At 57.3% G+C, this 22293-nt stretch carries 18 protein-coding genes; 5 read left to right on the forward strand and 13 right to left on the reverse strand.

All coding sequences use genetic code 11. The annotated features are described in order from the left end of the window. Nucleotides 1-124 precede the first annotated feature (124 nt). The 9 genes from ACFPPD_RS07435 to ACFPPD_RS07475 all read right to left on the reverse strand — a co-directional run bounded on the left by ACFPPD_RS07435 (nt 125) and on the right by ACFPPD_RS07475 (nt 10592). Nucleotides 125-889: a type III pantothenate kinase gene (locus ACFPPD_RS07435; protein ID WP_209749521.1), complete on the reverse strand. Its 765-nt coding sequence runs from the start codon at nt 887-889 to the stop codon at nt 125-127. Next, the gene (gene nadC / locus ACFPPD_RS07440; RefSeq protein WP_209749522.1) at nt 886-1785 is read right to left on the reverse strand and encodes a carboxylating nicotinate-nucleotide diphosphorylase; all 900 of its coding nucleotides are present in this window, start codon (nt 1783-1785) and stop codon (nt 886-888) included. Before nadC ends, ACFPPD_RS07435 begins: the two co-directional genes overlap by 4 nt. Beyond that, nucleotides 1778-3394: an L-aspartate oxidase gene (gene nadB, locus ACFPPD_RS07445; protein WP_209749523.1), complete on the reverse strand. Its 1617-nt coding sequence runs from the start codon at nt 3392-3394 to the stop codon at nt 1778-1780. Before nadB ends, nadC begins: the two co-directional genes overlap by 8 nt. 54 nt (nt 3395-3448) lie before the next feature. Then, the gene (nadA, locus tag ACFPPD_RS07450; protein WP_209749524.1) at nt 3449-4387 is read right to left on the reverse strand and encodes a quinolinate synthase NadA; all 939 of its coding nucleotides are present in this window, start codon (nt 4385-4387) and stop codon (nt 3449-3451) included. Nucleotides 4388-4732: 345 nt separating this feature from the next. Then, nucleotides 4733-6733, reverse strand: a complete 2001-nt coding sequence (ftsH, locus tag ACFPPD_RS07455; protein ID WP_209749525.1) for an ATP-dependent zinc metalloprotease FtsH — start codon at nt 6731-6733, stop codon at nt 4733-4735. A 91-nt stretch (nt 6734-6824) separates the two neighbouring features. Continuing rightward, nucleotides 6825-7364 carry a hypoxanthine phosphoribosyltransferase gene (gene hpt, locus ACFPPD_RS07460; protein ID WP_209749526.1) on the reverse strand — a complete coding sequence of 180 codons (540 nt, stop codon included), beginning with the start codon at nt 7362-7364 and terminating at the stop codon, nt 6825-6827. Nucleotides 7365-7465: 101 nt separating this feature from the next. Further along, entirely contained in the window at nt 7466-8893 is a 1428-nt protein-coding gene (gene tilS, locus ACFPPD_RS07465) for a tRNA lysidine(34) synthetase TilS (RefSeq protein WP_209749527.1), read from the reverse strand. Between the two features lie 24 nt (nt 8894-8917). Continuing rightward, nucleotides 8918-9850, reverse strand: coding sequence for a protein kinase domain-containing protein (locus ACFPPD_RS07470; protein WP_378081706.1), 933 nt, complete (start codon nt 9848-9850; stop codon nt 8918-8920). After that, complete coding sequence (locus ACFPPD_RS07475) at nt 9834-10592, reverse strand: hypothetical protein (RefSeq protein ID WP_209749528.1); 759 nt, start codon at nt 10590-10592, stop codon at nt 9834-9836. The genes ACFPPD_RS07470 and ACFPPD_RS07475 overlap by 17 nt, the downstream gene beginning before the upstream one ends. A gap of 1204 nt (nt 10593-11796) precedes the next feature. On the opposite strand from ACFPPD_RS07475, the gene ACFPPD_RS07480 reads away from it, so the two are divergent. Genes ACFPPD_RS07480 through ACFPPD_RS07490 form a run of 3 tightly spaced genes read left to right on the forward strand, consistent with a single transcriptional unit; the run spans nt 11797 to nt 14443 of the window. Continuing rightward, the gene (locus tag ACFPPD_RS07480) at nt 11797-12828 is read left to right on the forward strand and encodes an ABC transporter ATP-binding protein (RefSeq protein ID WP_209749529.1); all 1032 of its coding nucleotides are present in this window, start codon (nt 11797-11799) and stop codon (nt 12826-12828) included. After that, nucleotides 12825-13622 (forward strand): ABC transporter permease, encoded by a 798-nt coding sequence (locus ACFPPD_RS07485; protein WP_209749530.1) that lies wholly within the window; start codon nt 12825-12827, stop codon nt 13620-13622. Before ACFPPD_RS07480 ends, ACFPPD_RS07485 begins: the two co-directional genes overlap by 4 nt. Before the next feature lie 17 nt (nt 13623-13639). Next, complete coding sequence (locus tag ACFPPD_RS07490) at nt 13640-14443, forward strand: ABC transporter permease (protein ID WP_378081709.1); 804 nt, start codon at nt 13640-13642, stop codon at nt 14441-14443. A gap of 24 nt (nt 14444-14467) precedes the next feature. Here ACFPPD_RS07490 and ACFPPD_RS07495 read toward each other — a convergent pair whose 3' ends face one another. The 4 genes from ACFPPD_RS07495 to ACFPPD_RS07510 are packed head-to-tail and all read right to left on the reverse strand — an operon-like array spanning nt 14468 to nt 19226. Continuing rightward, nucleotides 14468-15436: a sugar ABC transporter substrate-binding protein gene (locus ACFPPD_RS07495; protein WP_378081712.1), complete on the reverse strand. Its 969-nt coding sequence runs from the start codon at nt 15434-15436 to the stop codon at nt 14468-14470. A gap of 1 nt (nt 15437) precedes the next feature. Beyond that, nucleotides 15438-17018 carry a response regulator transcription factor gene (locus tag ACFPPD_RS07500; RefSeq protein WP_209749531.1) on the reverse strand — a complete coding sequence of 527 codons (1581 nt, stop codon included), beginning with the start codon at nt 17016-17018 and terminating at the stop codon, nt 15438-15440. Nucleotides 17019-17030: 12 nt separating this feature from the next. Next, a complete protein-coding gene (locus ACFPPD_RS07505) occupies nt 17031-18845 on the reverse strand; it encodes a cache domain-containing sensor histidine kinase (protein WP_209749532.1) in 1815 nt (604 codons plus the stop codon). Between the two features lie 15 nt (nt 18846-18860). Further along, the gene (locus ACFPPD_RS07510) at nt 18861-19226 is read right to left on the reverse strand and encodes a hypothetical protein (protein WP_209749533.1); all 366 of its coding nucleotides are present in this window, start codon (nt 19224-19226) and stop codon (nt 18861-18863) included. Nucleotides 19227-19616: 390 nt separating this feature from the next. On the opposite strand from ACFPPD_RS07510, the gene ACFPPD_RS07515 reads away from it, so the two are divergent. Beyond that, a complete protein-coding gene (locus ACFPPD_RS07515) occupies nt 19617-20666 on the forward strand; it encodes an ABC transporter substrate-binding protein (RefSeq protein WP_209749534.1) in 1050 nt (349 codons plus the stop codon). A gap of 112 nt (nt 20667-20778) precedes the next feature. Beyond that, nucleotides 20779-22293, forward strand: a complete 1515-nt coding sequence (locus ACFPPD_RS07520) for a sugar ABC transporter ATP-binding protein (RefSeq protein ID WP_209749535.1) — start codon at nt 20779-20781, stop codon at nt 22291-22293.

Here is a 22293-nt window from a genome sequence, read left to right on the forward strand (position 1 = left end):
CAGAGGGAAATACCTGCATTTACGTCGGTTCGTGAAACAGCATTGCTCAAAGAATTCGGCGCCTTGAGCGCCGAAAATAGCTGTCCATTCCGGATAGCCGCAAGCGGGAATCTTGCCTCTATTGTTACCCGTTCCGTTCGTAGACGATGCGTAAGCCTTCCAGCGTCAGCAAAGGATCGACGAGCTCGATCGTTTCCGACTCGACCGCGATGAGCTCCGCCAATCCGCCGGTCGCGATGATCCGCGGCTTTACGTTGAATTCTTTGGCGATTCTTCTCGATATGCCGTCCACTTGCCCGGCGTAGCCGTAGACGATGCCCGCCTGCATGGCCGCGACCGTATTCCGGCCGATAACCGACTTCGGCTTCGCGAGCTCGATGCGAGGTAGCTTCGCCGCCCGCTGGTACAGCGCCTCGGCCGAGATGCCGATGCCCGGTACGATCGCCCCGCCTATGTATGCGCCGGTCGCGTCGATATAATCGAACGTCGTCGCCGTTCCGAAGTCGACGATGACGAGCGGCGTGCCGTATTTCTCGATGCCCGCCACCGCGTTCACGATCCGGTCCGCCCCGACTTCGCGCGGATTCTCGTACCGGATATTCAGTCCCGTCTTGATGCCGGGGCCGACGATCAGCGGTTCTTTGCCGACGTACTTGACGATCAGCCGTTCGAGCGTGCTCATGATCGGCGGCACGACGCTCGACAGAATAACGCCTTCTATTTGTTCCGCCCGGACTCCCGCCAATTGAAATAGGTTCGTCAACAGGATGCCGTATTCGTCCACCGTGGAGGACCGGTTCGTGCTGAGCCGCCAGTGGTGCGTCAATTCCCGTCCTTTGTAGAGACCGAGCACGATATTCGTATTGCCGACATCGAATACCAGAATCATAGCGATGCCGCCCCCTTCTTCTCGTTAAGGTCCAGGCTTATGTCCAGCGCTTGGAACGAGTGGGTGAGTCCGCCGACGGAGATGATGTCGACGCCGCTTCTCGCCACCTCGGCTACCCGTTCCGGACGTATGCCCCCCGAAGCCTCGAGCACGATATGCGGCGCGAGCTCGCGAACGGCCTTAACCGCAACCGCCATATCGTCGGAGCTCATATTGTCGAGCATGACGATATGCGCGCCCGCATGGACCGCTTCCTTCGCCTGCGCAAGCGATTCCGCTTCGACTTCAATCATCATCGTATGCGGGATGCGCGACTTCGCGGCTTGGACGGCCGCGGTGATGCCTCCGGCCGCTTTGATGTGATTATCCTTGATCATGACGGCGTCGTATAGCCCGAAGCGATGATTGAATCCTCCGCCGACGCGAACCGCGTATTTCTCCAACGTACGGTGGCCCGGCGTCGTCTTGCGCGTATCCGCGATACGTACGGGCTGACCCTGCGCCGCCGACGCGTACTCGTTCGTCTTCGTCGCGATGCCGGAAAGCCGCTGCAGCAAATTCAACGCGAGCCGCTCGCCGGTCAGAATGCTGTGCGTCGAGCCTTCCACGACGGCAAGTACCGTGCCCCGCTCGACCCGATCCCCGTCCGCCGCCTGGGCGTCGAACTTCAATCCCGGATCCACGACTTCGAATACGAGCCGTGCCAGCGGAATGCCCGCCAGAACGCCCGATTGCTTGGCGTGGATAATGCCGCGCGAACGGTGGCCCTGAGGAACGATCGCCATCGTCGTCACGTCGCCGGAGCCGATGTCCTCCGCGAGCCATGCGCGAAGCTGCGCTTTCACTGAATCAACCGCCGGCCCTGGAATCGTCCAATCGTTTTCTCGTTCAAACATGTTCGTCGACCCTCTCTGTGCGAATGCCGGATTCCCGATTCAATATCGTATGCTTGCGCCAGTTCTGATCGTCCCTCTGAGGGAAATCTTCCCGGTAATGACCGCCGCGGCTCTCTTCCCGGTTCAGCGCCGCCTCCGTCACGAGCAACGCGCAAGTCAGCAGATTGGCGTATTCCAATTCTTCGCGCTTCGTCAGGTTGAGCTGGAACAGAGGCAATTGCTTCTTCAGATCGTCCAGCCCTTTCTGCAAGCCCGCGCGTTCGCGTCGCAATCCGGTGTAACGAACCATGCCCTTCTGCAGCTTCAGCCGTCTTTCGATGAGCGCGCCCGTCAGTACCGCGTTACGTTCCGCGGCCGGTCCGTTGTCGGCCGTCTTCTTGCCCGGCGACATCTCGTTGATCGCGTTCACGATGCGCTGGCCGAATACGATCGCCTCCGACAACGAGTTGCTCGCCAGCCGGTTCGCCCCGTGGACGCCGGTCGACGATGCTTCGCCGCACGCGAATAGACGGCGGATGCTCGTCTCGCCGTGCAGGTCGGTCTTCACTCCGCCCATCATGTAGTGGGCCGCCGGAGCGACCGGGATCCAGTCCGTCGTCATGTCGAGCCCGTAATTCAGGCAGAATTCGTAGATCGTCGGAAAACGGTGCTTGATCAGCTCCGGCGTCTCGTGCGTAATGTCGATATAGACGTAGGTCGATTTGGTCGATTCCATCTCGCTGACGATCGCTCTCGCGACGACGTCCCTTGGCGCGAGCTCGAGCTGCGGATGGTAATTCTCCATGAATCGTTCCCCGCGAATGTTGCGCAGATACGCCCCTTCTCCCCGTACGGCTTCCGAGATCAAGAACCGCGGAGCTCCGGGATAACACAGCGACGTCGGATGGAACTGGTTGAACTCCATGTCGCGAATGTCCGCTCCCGCCCGGTAAGCCATCGCCACGCCGTCGCCGGTCGCCACTTCCGGATTCGTCGTATAGCGGTACAGCTGACCCGTGCCGCCCGTGCATAGGATGGTCGCGCTTCCGAATACGGCGACTCTCGAGCCGTCCGGCTTCTGCACGAGCGCGCCGCGGCATTCTCCGTCCTCGGTGAGCAGATCGAGCACGAAATGATCGTCCCACAGCTCTAGCGTCGGGTCGGCTTTGACCCTTTCAACCAGCGCACGAACGATCTCGAATCCCGTCGCGTCCCCGTTCGCATGGAGAATGCGACGCTGGCTATGCGCGCCTTCCTTCGTCAAAGCGAACTGGCCGTCTTCTTCGTCGAAGTTGGTGCCGTAACGAATCAGTTCCTGCACACCTTGAGGTCCTTCATGCACAAGAACGTCGACCGCCTCGGCTTCGCAAAGTCCGGCACCGGCGATCAACGTATCTTGCGCGAGGAAATCCGGAGAATCCTCGTCCGATATAACGGCGGCGATACCGCCTTGCGCATAGCGCGTATTGCTGTCGAACAGCGATTTCTTCGTGATCATCAGCACGCGTTTCGTCTCGCTTGCTTTCAAGGCCGTATACAAACCCGCGATGCCGGCGCCGATGACGATGACGTCGGTCTCTATGCGGGGAAGCTTGTCCAGATCAAAATCGACAACGTAACGTGGAATCATGAGTAATTAGGTCCCCTACTCCAACAAGAGAGTAGCGCACGCTACTCGGGTCAATTACTTGACCAGCAGCATGCGCTCCAGCGATAAACGTGCTTTGTCCGCGACGTCCTGCGGCACGTAGATTTGCGGTTGCATCGTCTCGAGACACTTGACGACCTTCTTCAGATTATTGACTTTCATGTTCGGGCAGACAAGGAACTTCGACGCGAAATGGAACGTCTTGTCCGGGCTGTCCAGACGAAGCTGGTAACCGGTACCGTCTTCGGTGCCGACGATGAATTCCTTATGGTCGGATTCCCGGCAATATTTCAAGATCGCCGTCGTGCTGCCGACGAAATCCGCCATCCCGACGACTTCCGGACGGCATTCCGGGTGAACGACGAACCGCGCGTTCGGGTGCTTCGCCCGCATCTCCTCGACGTCTTTGATCGTCAGCATGTCGTGGGTGTTGCAGTAGCCTTCCCAGATGATCATATTCTTGTCGGTGAATTGTTGGACGTAATGGCCCAGGTTCTTGTCCGGACACCAGATGATCTCGTCGGAATCGACCGAATTGACGACTTTGACCGCGTTCGCGGACGTGCAACAAATATCGGTTTCCGCTTTGACATCGGCGGAGGAGTTAATGTAGGTAACGACTTTGGCGTTAGGATGCTTCGCTTTGAGCTCGCGCAAGCCGATCGGATTGACCATGTCCGCCATCGGGCATCCGGCCCGTTCGTCCGGTACGAGCACCGTCTTGTTCGGCGCCAGGATCTTGGCGCTTTCCCCCATGAAATGAACGCCGCAGAATACGATGACGTCCGCGTCGGTCGAAGCCGCCTTCTGGGCGAGCAGGAACGAGTCCCCCCGGAAATCGGCAACCTCCTGTATTTCATCGCGCTGATAATAATGCGCGAGTATGATGGCGTTCCGTTCTTTCTTCAGCTGCATCAGCCGCTCGCGCAATTCGCGGTTCTGTTCCGCTTTGCGCTCCAGAGCTAAAGCCTCCATAACGTTCCCCTCCCTATGCTGTCCGGCTGTCCGGCTGTCCGGCTGTCCGGCTGTCCGGCTGTCCGGCTGTCCGGCTGTCCGGCTGTCCGGCTGTCCGGCTGTCCGGCTGTCCGGCTGTCCGATTAGATTGTGAATGAATGCACAAACATGGCGAGAATGCTTTCTTTATTGTAGACGAAAAGGACTTCGTTCATTAACACTTAATTTACACGTGCCGGATAGGGCTGTCAATTCAAATAGACGCCATTATAAGCCCTTTTTCGGCGTTTATCGCCCGCATGGCAAACGGGGTGTCCCCTATGCGCCCTTCCGCGCGGGAACACCCCGTTTTAGGTGTGACTACGTTTATTTGTTCTCGTCCGGTTCTTCGTCCTTACGCAATTCCGGCGTCGGAGGAAGCGGTTCGTCTTCGCGGGTCTGGATGCGCACTTTTACGCCGCCCAGCACGTCAACGATCGGTTCTACCTTCGACTCTTCGCCGGCGGATCCGGAACCCGAGCCTTCCGCGACTTCGATCGTGCCCTTCTCGATAAGCGACTTGATTTGGTCGAGATCGAGCGTCTCTTCGTCGAGCAGCGTCTTGGCGATGAGGTGCATCTCCGCGCTCTTCTCGTTCAGCAGCTTCTTCGCGCGATCGTAGCAATCGCGCGTAATGCTCTGCATCTCTTGGTCGATCTCGTAAGCGATCGCGTCGGAGTAGTTCTGCTCGTGGCCGATGTCGCGTCCGAGGAACACTTGGCCTTGAGAGCTGCCGAACTGCATCGTGCCGAGCTTGTCGCTCATCCCGTATTCCATGATCATGGCGCGCACGATGCTTGTTGCGGACTTGAAGTCGCTATAAGCTCCGGTGCCGATCTCGCCGATGAAGATTTCTTCCGCCGCGCGGCCGGCGAGAAGGCCCGTTACTTTATCGAGCAGCTCTTGCTTCGTGACGAGCATCCGGTCTTCCTTCGGCAACATGATGACGTATCCGCCCGCGCGTCCACGCGGAATGATCGTAACCTTGTGAACCGTGTCCGCGTGCTCGAGGAAGAATCCGGCGATCGTGTGGCCCGCTTCGTGATAAGCGACGATGCGCTTCTCGCGGTCGCTGATGACTCGGCTCTTCTTCTCCGTGCCGACGACGACGCGGTCGATCGCTTCGTCGACTTCCTGCATCGCGATGTCTTTCTTGTTGCGACGGGCGGCGAGGAGCGCCGCTTCGTTCAGCAAGTTCTCCAGATCGGCGCCGGTGAAGCCGGTCGTCCGCTTGGCGATCGTGCCGAGACGCACGTCTTTGTTAAGCGGCTTGTTGCGCGCGTGAACTTTCAGTACCGCTTCGCGGCCTTTGACGTCCGGACGGTCGACCGTGATCTGACGATCGAAACGGCCCGGGCGAAGCAGAGCCGGGTCGAGGATGTCCGGGCGGTTCGTCGCGGCGACGATGATGATGCCTTCGTTCGCGCCGAAGCCGTCCATCTCGACGAGCAATTGGTTGAGCGTCTGTTCGCGCTCGTCGTGACCGCCGCCGAGGCCCGCGCCGCGTTGACGACCGACGGCGTCGATCTCGTCGATGAAGATGATGCAAGGAGAATTCTTCTTCGCGTTCTCGAACAAGTCGCGGACGCGGGATGCGCCGACGCCGACGAACATCTCGACGAAGTCGGAACCGGAGATCGTGAAGAACGGTACGCCCGCTTCGCCCGCAACGGCGCGAGCAAGCAACGTCTTACCGGTACCCGGAGGGCCGACGAGCAGAACGCCCTTCGGAATGCGGGCGCCGAGAGCGGCGAATTTGCGCGGATCTTTCAGGAACTCGACGACTTCGACCAGTTCCTGTTTCTCTTCGTCCGCGCCGGCCACGTCTTCGAACGTGACCCGCTTTTTCTCTTCATTATAAAGGCGCGCGCGGCTCTTGCCGAAATTCATCACTTTACCGCCGCCGCCCTGCGCCTGATTGATCAGGAAGAAGAACAGAACGAACATGATAATGAACGGAATGATGGAGGTCAAGAACGTGAGCCAGAAGTTTTGTCCCGGCGTCTTTTTCAATTTGTATTCGAAGCCTTTTTCCTTGCTCCAGTCTTCGAATTGGCCCGTCGTGCGTTCCGAGATCGGCGCGCGGCCCGAGAACAATTCGCCCTTCTCTTCGGAAGACTTCGGATTAAGCTCGCCGGAGACGAGATACGTGCCGTTCTGGAGCTGCAACGTAATCGACTTCACGTTGCCTTGCTGAACCACTTTCACGATTTCGCTGTAGCTAAGTTCTTTGGTCGTTTCGTTCTTTCCGATGAAGAACTGAACGATTCCGACCGTCACCAAGAAGATGAGTAAGTAGAAACCTGTATTCCGGATGAACCGATTCATCCCCGACCTCCTCTCGACAAGCTTTTCATTATTTTACCATAGCCTGTCTTGGCATCACAATCATCGCGCCCGACCCGATGAACCGGGGCGTCTAGCTCGTATACACTTCGGGTTTCAGTACGCCGACGTAAGGCAGGTTGCGGTACCTCTCCGCGTAATCGAGGCCGTATCCCACGACGAAAGCGTCCGGAATGGTGAAGCCCGTATAGTCCGCGTTCAAGTCGACCGTACGGCGGCCCGGCTTGTCGAACAGCGCCACGACGTTGACGGACAGCGCGTTGCGGCGCTCCAGCACGTCGATCAGGTAGCTTAAGGTGAGCCCGCTGTCGATAATATCTTCTACGATCAGTACGTCGCGTCCTTCGACGGAAGCGTCCAAATCTTTAATGATCTTGACTTCTCCGGACGATCTCGTCGAATTGCCATAGCTCGATACGGCCATGAAATCCAATTCGATCGGAATCGTAATGTTCTTGGACAAGTCCGCCATAAAAATAAAAGCGCCCTTCAGTACGCAAATGACGAGCGGATTGCGCCCCTCGTATTCGCGGCTGAGCGAAGCCCCCAGCTCCTGTACCTTCTGCTGTATTACTTCCTCCGAGTATAGAACTTCTTGAATGTCGTTGTGCAAAGAAGGTACCTCCCAGTGAGATTATTACACGGTATGATGGCATGACACCGATCATGCAAGCTTATCATCGCGTTCGAACGGTTTAATGTCCGAACGGCCGCTTACGTTTTCCGATCTTCGGCGTACGCGATTCGCAAAGTCGCGGCCGTAGCCTCCGTTACGAGCGCATGTCCGGACCTTCGAAGCCCGGGAATCCACAGAACCCGTCCGTCTCCGTTCGCCAAGATAGGCACAAGATCGCGGAGAGAACGCGGTACTTTCGCATCGACGAACATATCTTGCACTTTTTTGGTGCCGTTTAGTCCGTACGGTTGCATCAGATCGCCCGGCAATCGGCTTCTGACCGTCAGCGGAAACGCCAGCTCGCCGAAGTCGAACCGCGCTTCGTTGCGGTCCGCCTTGCCGCCGGGAACCGATCCCCGAAGCAGCTCCAGCTCGAACCGGCCTCCCGTCTCGCCGATGTTCAATTCGTCCATGCCGTCGGTTACCGCATACGCAAAATGAAAAGGAATCGACTCCGGATGCCCGGGGCCAATATAACTTTCCTCATATTCCCTTCGCAGCACCCATCCGTTCCCGAGATCCAACCGGATCGACGTCGGACGATGTTGCGTCATGGCCTCCGCGAGCTCCTCTATTCTAAGGAAATCCAGCATTTGGCGCGGGTTTGAAGAACAGTTTAATATTAATTTAATCAATCTGCGTTGTAAAGCGACGTGAAGGCCGCGGAACCAACGTCGCTCTAGCCGAAACCCCTGTCCCGACGGCCGAACTCCTTCTCGGAAAGCTTGCATGGCCCGGTGCTCCATATAATCGTCGTCCGCTTGCGCCGAATCCGCCAATCTGACCAACGATTCCTTGAGGCGAGGATTGTAACGTTCCAGCTCCGGGATCAGGTCGTGGCGCATGGCGTTGCGGAAGTAGTGACGGTCGGCGTTGCTGCTGTCTACCGCGTAGGGCACCCCGTTTCGCTTACAATAATCCAGAAGCTCACATTTGCTTATACGCAGAAGAGGGCGAATCCGTTCCAAGCCGTTTTCGGTGCGTCTTGGATGAATGCCGGCGAGCCCGCTCACGGCCGTTCCCCGGATGACCCTCATGAGTACCGTCTCCGCTTGGTCGTCCGCATGGTGTCCGGTGACGAGATGGCGGATGCCGTGCTTCCGGGCGACCTCTTCGAGAAAAGCGTACCGCCGTTCCCTCGACGCGGACTGCGCGTTCCGCCCCGTCTCCTCGAGGTACGCCGGCATTCCGAGTTCTACCGATTCGAAGGAGAGTCCCCATTCCTGCGCGACGCGGGCGACCAACTCCGCCTCCGCGTCCGATTCGGCGCCCCGGAATTGATGGTTCGCGTGGGCGACGACGATCGTCAAGGGCGTCGTCTCCGACATCGTCTTCAGCAAGCGGAGCAGCGCCATCGAGTCGGGACCGCCGGACACGGCGGCGACGACCGCGCCGCCTTCTTGCCACCAGCCGTCCTCCCGGGCCCGCGCCATCACTTCGTCTGTCCAATCCCTCTGCGGACGCACGCCCATCGCTCCTTCGTCTCTTCTTTATTGAAGCATCCAGATCGCCGCCGCGAATAAGCTGAGCACGATCGCTCCGCCGAGCAGGCCGGCCATCCAGCCCGGCACGCTGTCGCCCTGCTTCGCCGCCCCGCCCTTCGATCGGAACGATTCCCTCCAATAAGAGGAAGCGTCCTTGGCGGATTCGAATTTCCCTGCGAACGCCTTGTCCATCCAACCTTCGAGAGGCTTTAGTTGGGCATGCGTACGCACGAGCTTCATGAGCTCGCGCGGATGGCGATTCTGCGGAATGAGCGTGCGGGTCAATTGCTTCAGTCTCTTGCCGTCCAGCGCATGCAGCCATAGGACGGCGACCCCGAACAGATCGTAAGCCGGATCGGCCGTCCGGCTTCCCGCGGACCAATAACCGCGATCGTATATTTCGGTGAACTGTCGCACGCTTCGGCCGAACGCCGACGCTCCGCCGTAATCGACGAGTTCGACGCGGCCGTAATCGCCGATCAGCACGTTGTCGCTTTTGACGTCGCCGAACGCCCATCCCGCCTCGTGCAGCCGGGATAACCGCTCCAGCAATCGGTAACCGATGACGCCGAGCCACTGCGGGCCGTTCTTGCGCAGGAATTCGGCCGCCGGAATGCCCGGCACGTAACGCATCGCGTAGAACGGCACGGTCTTCCCTTCCAGTACCGCGTCGTCCACGTCGAGCAGGAAGGGCGGCCGAGCTTTGTCCGATCGATCGAGCGAAGCGAGAATGTTGGCCTCTCCTTGCAACTCCGCGGCTTCCAGGCCAAGCTTGACCGCGCAGCTTCCCCGCCCGCCGGGCAAGGAAGAAGCCAAATACACTTGGCCGTTCGAGCCTAAGCCGAGCAAGCGTTCGAGCCGGTATTTCCTGCCGTTCCAGTTGCCGATCAGCTCGGTCCCCTTCGGAAGAGGCAACCGTTCGTTAGACGACGTAGTCACTCCGCACCTCGTTCGATGTTCCCCGCGTCGCTTGTATCGGCGTTTCCGTCAGGTCCGTTTTGCTTATTTTACCACAAGTCGTCCTTATAAACTCAACGACCTCCAGCAGCGCGGGCCCCGTCGGCGTCGTCCCCTTCATCCGGATGCGCCCGAAGAGCGAGCCGAGCCTGGACGGATCGCTCGTCCAGCCGGCATCCATGACGCACGGCGAGTACTGGCTATCCCCCGGAAAATGGAACACCGACACTTGGCTCCGTCCCGAACGGGCTTGCAAGCTAAGCGACAAATCGCGCACCGCTTCTTCCACGGAGAGCAGCTTCGGCTTCATGCTGGCGCTGGCGTCGATAAGCAGCGCCACGGAAAGCGCGGTCGTCTCCTCCATCTCCTCCATCACCTTGACGACTTCCGCGCGCTTCTGCGGAGGGAGCGCGCCGACGTCGCCCACGCCGAACACCTCGCGCAGCTCGCGGTTGACCGCCTGCCGGATCGTGCCGGCGACCGTCTGGCGCGTCATCATCTGCACCGTCCGCGCCAATTGGCGGCTCGTCACGATGCGGCTGATGCCGCCTCCCGCGCGGGCGATCTCGGCGATCTCCGTCGCGCCGTATTCGCCGATCGCGCCTTCGTCGACGACGCCGGCGACGTTCACGGTAATGCCTTCCGCGAACGCTTGGGCCGCGGCGACGACCGGGCTATCGCCCACGTTCGAACCTCCGTCGGTTATGAGTAAAATTTGCTTCATTAGGGCCACTCTCCTTAAGATGTAGTTCAAAAAGCCCGATTTTGATCACGAAGCGATTCAGGATGTTTATTCGGCGTCGAATCTTGAATGCTGCACGGGACTTCCGGTTCTCACGTAGGTTTGCCTACGCTCCGATCCTCATTCCCTAGCTTCTTTCAACCTTCTCGGTGCTGAAAACCGGGCTTTTTGAACCTTTAATTGATGAGGTAGTTCAAAAAACCCGATTTTGATCACGAAGCGATTCAGGATGTTTATTCGGCGTCGAATCTTGAATGCTGCACGGGACTTCCGGTTCTCGCGTAGGTTTGCCTACGCTCCGATCCTCATTCCCTAGCTTCTTTCAACCTTCTCGGTGCTGAAAACCGGGCTTTTTGAACATGCGCTTGAATAATTGGCTTCTCGTTAGGTGTCTAGCATCTATTAAGAGTGTCGCCAACGATTGGGAGATTTATCCTTAGGGCGGGGAAGGGGAGGAACTGCGGCCATCAGGGCCGTCGCACCTTGCGCAAGGTGCAGCCATCTCGCGTTTAAATCCGCGTACGCAAGTTTCCGCTCCCGCCGGCTACCCCCGGCTCGCTTCAACTTCACGAGCGCCGTATAGTTGAATGGCTCTTCCCGAGCCATAGCGGCAATAGTTTCCGTTATTCACCGAGTTTCGGCTCGGTTTCGCATCATAGAGGAAGCTTTTCCGCTATTCTCCGCCGAATGTCCGACATCGGACGCGATGTGCAGATTTAACGGAATAAGCATCCGTTATCCCCTCCGCATGCCGCTCTCCAAGTCGGAATAACGGAAAGAGTTTCCGTTATCATTCACGCGACTCCGGTGCCTGCACGCCGCCCCTCCCTTCTCCCGGACAAATAACGTTATCGCATAGCGCTATTCCGCCGAAAGTCGCCCAATTCTCGCGAATAACGCTCTGCGATAACGCTATTGCAGCGCCGATCTGGAATTTAGCCTATATCCGCGCACGATAGAGTGATGGCATCACTTTAATCCATAATTGTCTTACCACTTCCCTACAAATAGAGTGATGCTATCACTCTAATGCTCGTCGCATACCGCTCACCGCTCGAAACTATAAATTCTGAATAACTAATAAACAGGTGGAATTTCATCCAATTCCTACGGTGCCCGGCTTCTCCTATTTCTAATAAAATAGGAGAATCATTCATTTCCCAACATCATCCAAACGGAGGACGCCATGAGCTTTATCGAAGCATCGCAATTGACCAAGGTGTTCCGGCACGATATCAAAGAACCGGGACTGATCGGCGCGGCGAAACATTTGTTCACGCAGAAACACGTAAACAAGACCGCCGTCGATCATATCGACCTTCGCATCGAAGAGGGGGAAGCCGTCGCCTACGTGGGGCCGAACGGCGCAGGCAAATCGACGACGATCAAGATGATGTCCGGCATTCTCGTTCCGACGTCGGGATCGGTTAAAGTGGCCGGAATCCTCCCTTACAAAAACAGAATCGAGAACGCGAAGATCATCGGCGCGGTGTTCGGACAGCGAACGCAGCTCTGGTGGGACATCCCGATCCAGGAATCGTTCTCCCTGCTGAAAGACATCTATGCCATACCCGATTCGGTATACCGGAAAAATATGCAGGATTTCACCGAGATGCTTCAGTTGGACGAAATCCTCCATCTGTCCGCGCGCAAGCTATCCCTTGGCCAGCGAATGCGCGCCGATCTGGCGGCCGCCCTGCTGCATAATCCGAAGATGGTGTATTTGGACGAGCCTACGATCGGCTTGGACGTATCCGTCAAACAGCGGATTCGGGAATTCATCAAGACGATCAACAGAGAGCTGGGTACGACGATTCTGTTGACGACTCACGACTTGGGCGATATCGAGGATTTATGCAACCGTTTAATCATTATCGATCACGGAAAGATCATCTACGACGGTACTTTAAGCGCGGTGAAAGACAAATTCGCCAGAGAGCGGACGATTCATTTTCAAATGCAGAAGCCCTTCGCGGAACCGCCGTCATGGTTGAATCAGCTCCCCGGCGTCGAGCTGCACGGCATTGCCGACAGGGAAATCGCCCTGCGGTTCGACCGGTTCCGGGTTACCGCCAGCGAAGTGGTCACCCTTGCGATGAAATACGGCGAAATCATCGACTTTAGAATGGACGAGCCGGACATCGAGCATGTGATCAAACGGGTATACGAAGGCAGTCTGGAACTCGACGACGTCAAGTTAGCAGGAGAATCTTCATGAACGTTAGATCGTTAGCAAGCCTGGCGAACCGGTCAATGCAGAACGCCTTTGCTTATCGGATGTCTTATTTCCTCACGTTTGCGTCCAACGTGATCGGCTTCATCGCTTTGTATGCGTTATGGGAGGCGATATACGACGGGAGAGAGCAGCTGGCGGGGATGTCGTGGGATCAGATGAAAGCTTATTTGCTCATTACTTTCATGGCAAACTCCCTGCTCTCCTGGTATTCGGAAAGCGCGATTGCCAATAAAGTGCTGGACGGAAGCGTCGCCGCCGATCTCCTCAAGCCTCTTGATTTCCAGAAGGCGCGATTGGCCGAGACGATCGGGTCCACCGCGGTGGAAGGCGGTATTACCGTCATTATTCTATGCGTTATTGCGGCGACTCTGTCGGGCATCCCCGTTCCGCATTCTCTCGAGACTTGGGCATTGTTCCTGTTTAGCCTGTTCGGATCGTTCGCCGTCAAGTTCGGCGTCGTCTATATCGCGGGGCTGCTTTGCTTCTGGTCGACGGGCTCGTTCGGCATCATCTGGTCGCGAATTGCCATTACGAATCTGCTATCCGGCGCAACGATCCCCTTGACTTTTTTTCCCGGATGGTTGGAGAAGCTCGCGCTTTATTTGCCGTTTCAAGGTATCGTGTATACGCCCGCATCGATTTACATGGGATATGTGGATTCTAAGGAAGCCCTGCAATGGATCGCCCTCCAATGGGCATGGGCAATCGGTCTGTGGTTCGCGGGCAAAGGAATATGGAGTTGGGCCGTTCGCAAAATAACGATACACGGAGGGTAAAGGGAGGGAGTCGGATCGTGATTAGTCGGCTGCACAGAGCTTTTTATTTATATTGGCGTCACCTTAGCCAGCAATTGAAGGCTATATTGGAATATCAGACGGACTTCTTCATCCTCGTCATCTCCGCGGTTCTGACCCAGCTGCTCGGAATCGTGTTCCTGAAGGTGGTTTACACGAAAATCCCGGACATCAACGGCTGGCAATTCTGGGAAGTCGCCTTCATGTACGCCATGATTTACTTGACGGAAGGAATCGGCTCGCTCTTCTTCGAAGGCACGTGGAGGATCGGATCCTTGGTCAATCGCGGGGGGCTGGACGTATTCCTGCTGCGCCCCCTATCTCCTATTCTTCAGGTGTTGTGCAACGGCATCGGAATGAACGGACTGGGCAACATCGCGATGGGAAGCATTATCGTCGTACAAGCGATCATCTATATGCCGATGCATTGGACATGGGACAAAATCGCCATCACGATCTTGCTGCTCCTATCCGCCGTCGTGATTCGCGTAGCGATCAATCTAGCCTCGAATTCCGTCAGCTTCTGGACGCGCGCCTCCCGAAACGCATTCCCGTTGATGGTCCATAACTTAAGCGACTTCGCCAAGTACCCGATTACGATATTTCCGGTCGCGATTCGTTCGCTCGTCACTTTCGTCGTCCCGTTCGCGTTCGTGAGCTTTTTCCCGGCATCGTATATTTTCGGCAAGAACGGGACGGATTGGCTATGGGCGTTATCCCCGATCGTTGCGGTTGCTTGCGCCGCTATAGCCTATAGAATATTCGCGCTCGGGCTTCGCACTTACGAGAGCGTGGGAAACTAATAGGCTTATCGCAACGAAAGAAGCTCATCGGGTCACTTCGGCAACTCCCGTCTCGTCGAGTAAGGGAAGGGGCTTGCCTTCTGCCGCTTCCGCGAGCCGGGCGACGATCCGGCCGCCCCAGAGCTCCTCGTTCTGGGACATTGCGGTCGTAATCTGCCCGTTGTCGATCGCTTCCCGGATTTCCGGCGTTAGTCCGAAAGTCAGCGCGTAACGGGTGAGGCCCATCGCCTTCCATACGAGGACGGAGGCCGAGCCGGATACGAAATCGAGACCGACGAACGCGTCGAAATGCGGATGCGCGTCGATCATTTCCTCTATGTTCAGAAGGGCCCGATCTTCGCTGCCTTCGTTATAGCGCACTTCCAGAACCTGAATGTCCGTATGCTCGTTCAAGTACGTGAGCATGCCTTCCAGCCGATCGTTCAGGCTCTTCATTCGGCTCATTCCGGTTTCGGCCAGAATCATGCCCTTGCCATCCAGCAGCTTGTCCAACGCTTCCCCCATTTTCGCGCCTGCTAACGTATTATTCGTACCGATATAGGCCAGGCGCTTGCTCGAAGGCGCATCCGATTCGAAGCAGATAACCGGAATGCCGCTATTTACGGCTTTGTCGATGACGGGAGCGAGGGCATCCCCGTTAACGGGGTCTATCGCGATGCCATCGACGTTCTGTTGGATCATCGTCTCCATCATCCGGATTTGCTGCTCCTGATTCGCTTCGTCGGGAGCTTTGACGATCAGCCGGAAGCCCTTCTCGGCGGCGGCCTCTTCCGCGGACCGCGTAATCGTCTCGTAGAACGGATGCGTCATCGGATAGATAATGCCGAACGTTCGCGCAGGCGCGTTGCCCGTCGCCGCCGAAGCTTGAGGCTCGGCGGAGGACCGGGAATTCGTATTCGACCCGCCGAAGCATCCGGATAAGGCGAGGCTGCACGCCAAGAGGATCATGAAGAGCAGGATCGGCCTAGGTCGCCTTATGATCGCGTTGGGCATGTCAATCTCCTTCCGTCGCCCGGTCCGCGGGCATTCCTTGCCGCCGGAAATCCCGCGTGGTCATGCCGGTTATTTTCTTGAACAGGTTGGAAAAGTAATGAGCGTCGTTGTAGCCGACCTGATAAGCGATCTCGTACGACTTCGCGCGGGTTGTCTGCAGCAGCTCCATCGATTTGCGGATGCGGGTTTGGGTCAAGTATTCGATGAACGGCTGGCCGGATTCCTGGCTGAACACCTTGCTGAGGTGACTCGGACTAACGCGGACATGCTCGGCGGCGTCCTGAAGAGAGAGTTGGTCGTTTCCGTAATGCTCTTGAATATAAGCCTTCACCTTGGCGATCATATCCCCGTACTTATAAGACGCTTCGGCTCTCCATTGCCAGAGCTTCTCCAGCAGCGTCTCCAAGTATCGGCGGCATTCCTCCACGCTCGCGATTCCTCTGATGGCCGACTGCAGCTCCGCGATGATCTCTTCGGACGATTCCGCCGACCGGAAAGTCCGCTTCGCTTCCCGCAACGACTCCAGCGTCAAGTCGTTCAGCAGGTAGTAGCCGTACATGGACGATCGCCAATCGACGTCCGCGAGACCGGCAGCGAATTCCCGGATGAACGAATCCTTCTGGCCGGGCATTCCGATCTTCAGAAATTCGGCGAAGCGCGCCCGGTCCAAGTAGGCGGAGGTTCCCGTCGTCCCGCCGGACAAATCCCACAGCGTCTGCCGGTTTTGCAGCGTCATCCGGCGCAGGTTGCGGTCCTCCTCGGCTTCCAGGAACGAGACGTGAATGCCTTGAAGCCGGTCCTGCACGCTGCCGATCCCGAAGATGACCGAACCTGGCAGCTCATCCTCCAACCGGGGAATCCATTCCCGGCGAATTCGTTCGATCTGCGCTCCGAGCTCTTCGCGGGAATCTCCCTTGAGGATCCAAGCTTTCTCCGTCCGGCTGCGCTTGAAGCTCCAACTGCCGGCGGGCGCGAGCATCGCGTCGTCGATGATTCTCTCCGCTTGGGCGACGGCCGCCGAGTCCGTGAACGCCGGATTGCCGGAATCCCTCATATCGCACAGCACGACCGCGTAATGCGAGGCGATCAGGCTTAGCGAAAGCGATGACGCCGCTTCGACCGCCTCCGTCGTCGTGACGAGCCCTCCGCATAAGTCGCCGAACAGCTTGGCGGGGGTATACGACTTGCGCTCCTTGTCCCGACGCTCTTGATCGATCTTGTCGCTTACGGAATGGAGCAGCTTGACGAGATCCAGCGACCGGACCGGCTTCAGGCAATATTCCTCGACCCCGATTCGCAAGGCGGACCGGGCATAATTGAATTCGTCGTGGCCGCTAAGAATGATGATTCTCGTATCCGGCAGCCGTTGGCGCACGATGGCGCTCAGCTCCAGGCCGTTCATGAAAGGCATCTTGATGTCCGTGATCAGAATGTCGGGCATCCACTTCTCGATCATCGGAAGCGCGACTTCTCCGTCCGGAGCATCGCCGCAATAGATGAAGCCTTCCTTCTCCCAATCGACGCAATCCCGGATGTTCTCCCGAATGACGATTTCATCGTCGACCAGCATGACCTTCTTCATCGCCATTCCTCCTTATTTTTTCGGTATGCGAACGGAAATGCGGGTTCCGACGTTCTCTTCGCTATCGATATGGAGGCCGTATCGCTCCCCGAAGTAAAGCTTGAGCCGCTGGTGAACGTTCTGCAGGCCGAAGCCGCCCAACCCCGGCACGCCGTCATCTTGGTCGTCTTCGGCATACCCCGATTCGCGCGGTTCGTCGAGTCGAGCCCGCAACTGATCCAATCGTTCGGGCTTCATGCCGATGCCGTCGTCCTCGACGAACAGCACGATATCCTGCGCTTGCTCGATGGCGGCCCCGATCCGGATCAGCCCTTTGCCCCGTTTGTTCTTGATCCCGTGGTAGATGGCGTTCTCGACGAGCGGCTGAAGCGTCATCTTGAGAATCGGGAACACCTGGAGCTTCGGATCGACGTCGATCTCGTAATCGAGAATGTCGCGGTAACGCGTCTTCTGGATGACTAGATAGCTCTGCACGTGGTCGAGCTCGACTTTGATGGAAATCCAATCGCGCCCTTTGTTCAAGCTGATCCGGAAAAAACGCGACAGCGCCTGCACAAGCTGGATCACTTGCTCGTTCTTGCCGGCCTCGGCCATCCAAACGATAGAGTCGAGCGTGTTGTACATAAAATGCGGGTTGATCTGGGCTTGAAGCGTCCGCAGCTCGGCTTTCTGGATCTGCTCCTGCTCCCGGATGCTCTGTTCCAGCAGCATTTTGATCTTCTCGAGCATGATATTGAAGCTGCTGCCGAGGTCGGCGATCTCGTCGCGTCCGGAAGGCTTCACCTTGGCGTCGAGGTACCCGGTGGCGGCCTGGCGCATCTTGCTCTTGAGCAGCTGAATCGGACGGGTGAGCCGAGAGGTAATGAAAAAGTAGAGCGTGATCGTGAACACGATGCTTAAGACGACGCTGACGATGATCAGCTGGCGGATCCGGTTGGCATCCTCCACGATTTCCTGCAAGGGGGCGGATCCGACGATCTTCCAACCGGTTTCCTGCGACGTGGCGAACACGACGAACTTCGGCTTGCCGACGGACGAGTCGACGAAGCTGTCCCTGGCGACGCCGGCGTAGTTCTTCCAGTCGATATCGCCGCGCGTTTGCTCGGGATCGGATAGAAGCGACGGAGTGAAAATCGATTCTCCCTTGGCGTCGGTTACGTAGAAGAAACCGGTTTTGCCGATCGCGACGTTATCGATGAACCTCTTCACGACCGAATCGTCGATGTCGATGACGATGAAGCCGACGACCTCGTGCGTAATCGGCTGCTTGACCGTCGCGATGATGGAGATGACATTGCGTTCGGGATACAGAAACCCGTCCAGCCGATCGAGCTCGGAAGCTTCGGAAGGCGGAATGTTCAGCACCGCCATCGGCGTCTTCATAAGGGTCGTGAAATGGGGATTACGCAACGGGTTGTGATCCAATTGAAACACGCCCTTGCGCTCGCTGATCCCTCTTCCGTACAGATTGATCATCGTAATATTGAGCACGCTTTCATAAGTATACGTCTGGCGGTACAGATCGAACGTTTTCAATAAATATTTAGCATCGTCGTACGTTTCGCTCTGGGAAAATAGAAACCGAAGCACCTGGGGGCTCTTCTCGAGCTCGAGCAGCCTCCCGGTATCCTGGAACAGAACGTCGATGTCGCGCGCGAGCCGGTCGGCGACGAGCATCGTGGCCGCTTTGCTGTGCCCGGACACGGTGTTGAACGATTTCTGATAGGAGACGAGGCCGACCGCGACGAGCGGAATCGACGTCAAGATCACGAACATGGTCAGTAGCTTGGCCCGCAGGCTAGAGGTGATTTTCCCGACGATATTCATCCCGCAGGTTCCTTTCTAGGTATGTTGAACCAAAGATTTTCCAAGCTTAGGCCGGTCAATAAGCCGGTTTTTCATGCTTACAGCGCCGCTATGCTCGTATATCCGGTCTGTAAGCCGGTTTTTCATGCTTACAGCGCCGCTGAGCTCGCATAACCGGTCTGTAAGCCGGTTTTTCATGCTTACAGCGCCGCTGAGCTCGCATATCCGGTCTGTAAGCCGGTTTTTCATGCTTACAGCGCCGCTAAGCTCGTATATCCGGTCCGTAAGCCGGTTTTTCATGCTTACAGCGTCGCTGAGCTCGCATATCCGGCCTATAAGCCGGTTTTTCCTGCTTACAGCGCCGCTAAGCTTGTATATCCGGTCCGTAAGCCGGTTTTTCATGCTTACAGCGTCGCTGAGCTCGCATATCCGATCTGTAAGCCGGTTTTTCCTGCTTACAGCGCACTAAAGGCAGCTAACATTTGAGACTCACCGTAACTTATTCTCTCGTTCAAATTATCTAAGCGCGAAATTCCGTTGATTCCGATGATTGCGGAGGCTCTTCTACTTGCTACTATAGCAAAAAAACGATCCGTAAAGGGCGGTCCCTCGAATCGCGAATCGAAATCTCCACCTTTTGCCCAAAAAAACGCAACATTCCGCTCGGCATCCTCCCCAAGTTCCCATAAAAACGATAGAAACAGCCGCGAATGTCCGTATAACCGTCGATTGTAAGCGTTTTATAATGAGCTCACACCAACAAATGGTGAACCGATGGGGAGGAAATAGAAAATGAAAAGAGTAGGAAAATGGGGCGTGTCGCTCGCGCTAGCCGCATTGATGATCGTCGTAACCGCTTGCGGAAACAACAATAACAACGGCGGCAACGCTAGCCCGTCGCCAAGCGCCGAGGTTAAGGCGTCGGAAAGCGCAAGCCCGAGCGCGTCTCCCGCGGCGGCGGATAAGCAAGTCGTCCTCGGCTTCGCCCAAGTCGGCGCGGAGAGCGGCTGGCGTTCGGCCAACACGAAGTCGATCCAGGAATCCGCGGCGGCTGCCGGCTTCGACCTGAAATTCTCCGACGCGCAACAGAAGCAAGAGAACCAAATCAAGGCGATCCGTTCTTATATCCAGCAGAAGGTCGACGTCATCGCTTTCTCGCCGGTCGTCGAATCGGGTTGGGATACCGTGCTGAAGGAAGCGAAGGACGCGGGCATTCCGGTCATCCTGACGGACCGCGCGGTCGATTCCAAGGACACGACGCTTTACAAAACGTTCATCGGCTCGGACTTCGTCGAAGAAGGACGCAAAGCCGGCCAGTGGGTGCTCGATCAGTACAAGGATACGCAAGATGACATTAATATCGTCGAATTGCAAGGCACGACGGGCTCCGCTCCGGCCAACGACCGCAAAGCGGGCTTCGCGGACGTGATCAAGGCGAATCCGAAATTGAAAGTCATCGCGTCCCAGACGGGCGAATTCACCCGCGCTAAAGGCAAAGAAGTCATGCAAGCGTTCCTGAAAGCGAACAAAGACATCGACGTTCTGTACGCCCACAACGACGACATGGCGTTAGGCGCGATTCAAGCGATCGAAGCGGCCGGCCTCGTTCCTGGCAAAGACATCATCATCATCTCCGTCGACGCGGTCAAAGACGGCATGACGGCCGCAAGCGAAGGCAAGATCAACTTCATCGTCGAATGTAATCCGCTTCTTGGACCGCAGCTGATGGAAGCCGTTAACGACGTGCTGGCGGGCAAAGAAATTCCGCAACGCGTCGTAACCAAGGAAGGCACGTTCACTTCGGAGCAAGCCAAAGAGGCGCTTCCGAGCCGCCAATACTAATCGATTCCGGCTAGCCGCTCACTCAGGGGAGCAAACATGCCGAAAGACGAAGCCGCTCCGCTACCGATGACTATGGCGTCGGGGCGGCTTTTCTCTTAAGGAGGAATAACCAATGACGAATGACAGAACCCCGATGCTGCAGATGAAGGGCATCCGCAAGAGCTTTCCCGGCGTCCGCGCGTTAAAAGGCGTCGACTTTCGCTTGTTTCCGGGCGAAGTCCATGCGCTGATGGGCGAGAACGGAGCGGGGAAGTCGACGCTGATCAAGGCGCTGACCGGCGTCTATTCCGTCGACGAGGGAACCGTCCATCTGGACGGAAGTCCGATCCGCATCCACAGTCCTCAGGAATCCCAAGCCGCAGGCATCAGTACCGTCTATCAAGAGGTAAATTTGTGCCCGAACCTGACCGTGGCCGAGAACATCTTCATCGGCCGAGAGCCGCGAAAGCTCGGGCGCATCCGGTGGAAGGAGATGAACCGGGCCGCGTCTGCGCTGCTGGCCGATCGGATGCAGCTGCATATCGACGTCACCCGCAATCTGGAATCGTATTCGGTGGCCGTCCAGCAGCTCGTCGCCATTGCCCGAGCGCTTAGCATTTCAGCCAAGGTGCTCATCCTGGACGAACCGACGTCGAGCCTCGACCGCAACGAGGTGCAGCAGCTGTTCGCGATCATGCGCAAGCTGAAAAACGAAGGACTCGCCATCTTGTTCGTCACTCACTTCTTGGATCAGGTATACGAAATCTCGGATCGCATTACCATTCTCCGCAACGGCGAATTCGTCGGAGAATACATGGCGGCGGAGCTGCCGCGGATCGAGCTCGTTTCCCGCATGATCGGCAAGGAGCTGCATGCATTCGAGGAAAAGGCGAGAGCTTCCTCGGATAGGAAGGCAGCTAGCGACGCGCCATGGATCGAAGCGGCGGGCCTCGGACGCAAGGGGGCGATCGAGCCTTTCGATCTTTCCATAAGCGAGGGGGAAGTCGTCGGCTTGGCCGGGCTGCTCGGATCGGGACGGACGGAAGTCGCCCGCTTGTTGTTCGGGGCCGACAAGGCCGACGAAGGCAAGCTGACGTTCGCCGCGGGCGGGGATGGACTGCGTTCGCCAAGGCACGCGATCTCGCGCGGAATCGCATTCTGCTCCGAGAACCGGAAGACGGAAGGCATCATCGACGAGCTGACCGTCCGGGAGAATATCGTCTTGGCTTTGCAAGCGTCGCGCGGGTGGTTCAGGACGATTTCCCGCAAGAAACAGGACGAGATCGCGGACGAATACATCAAGGCGCTCAATATCAATCCGCCCAACCCGGAGCATCTGGTGAAGAACTTGAGCGGCGGCAATCAGCAAAAAGTCATCTTGGCGCGCTGGCTGCTGACGCAACCGAAGCTGCTCATTCTGGACGAACCGACGCGGGGCATCGACATCGGGGCGAAAGCCGACATTCAGAAGCTCGTGCTCTCCTTGTCGGAACAAGGCATGTCCGTGCTCTTCATCTCCTCCGAGCTGGAAGAAGTGCTGCGCGTCTGCGAACGGATCGCCGTGCTGCGCGACCGGCGGATCGTGAAGGAAATCGCCGGCGAAGACATGAATTCGCATAACGTCATGCAAGCTATCGCAGGAGGGTGA

The sequence above is a fragment of the Cohnella suwonensis genome (assembly GCF_042655365.1).
In the GTDB taxonomy this organism is placed as follows: Bacteria; Bacillota; Bacilli; order Paenibacillales; family Paenibacillaceae; genus Cohnella; species Cohnella suwonensis.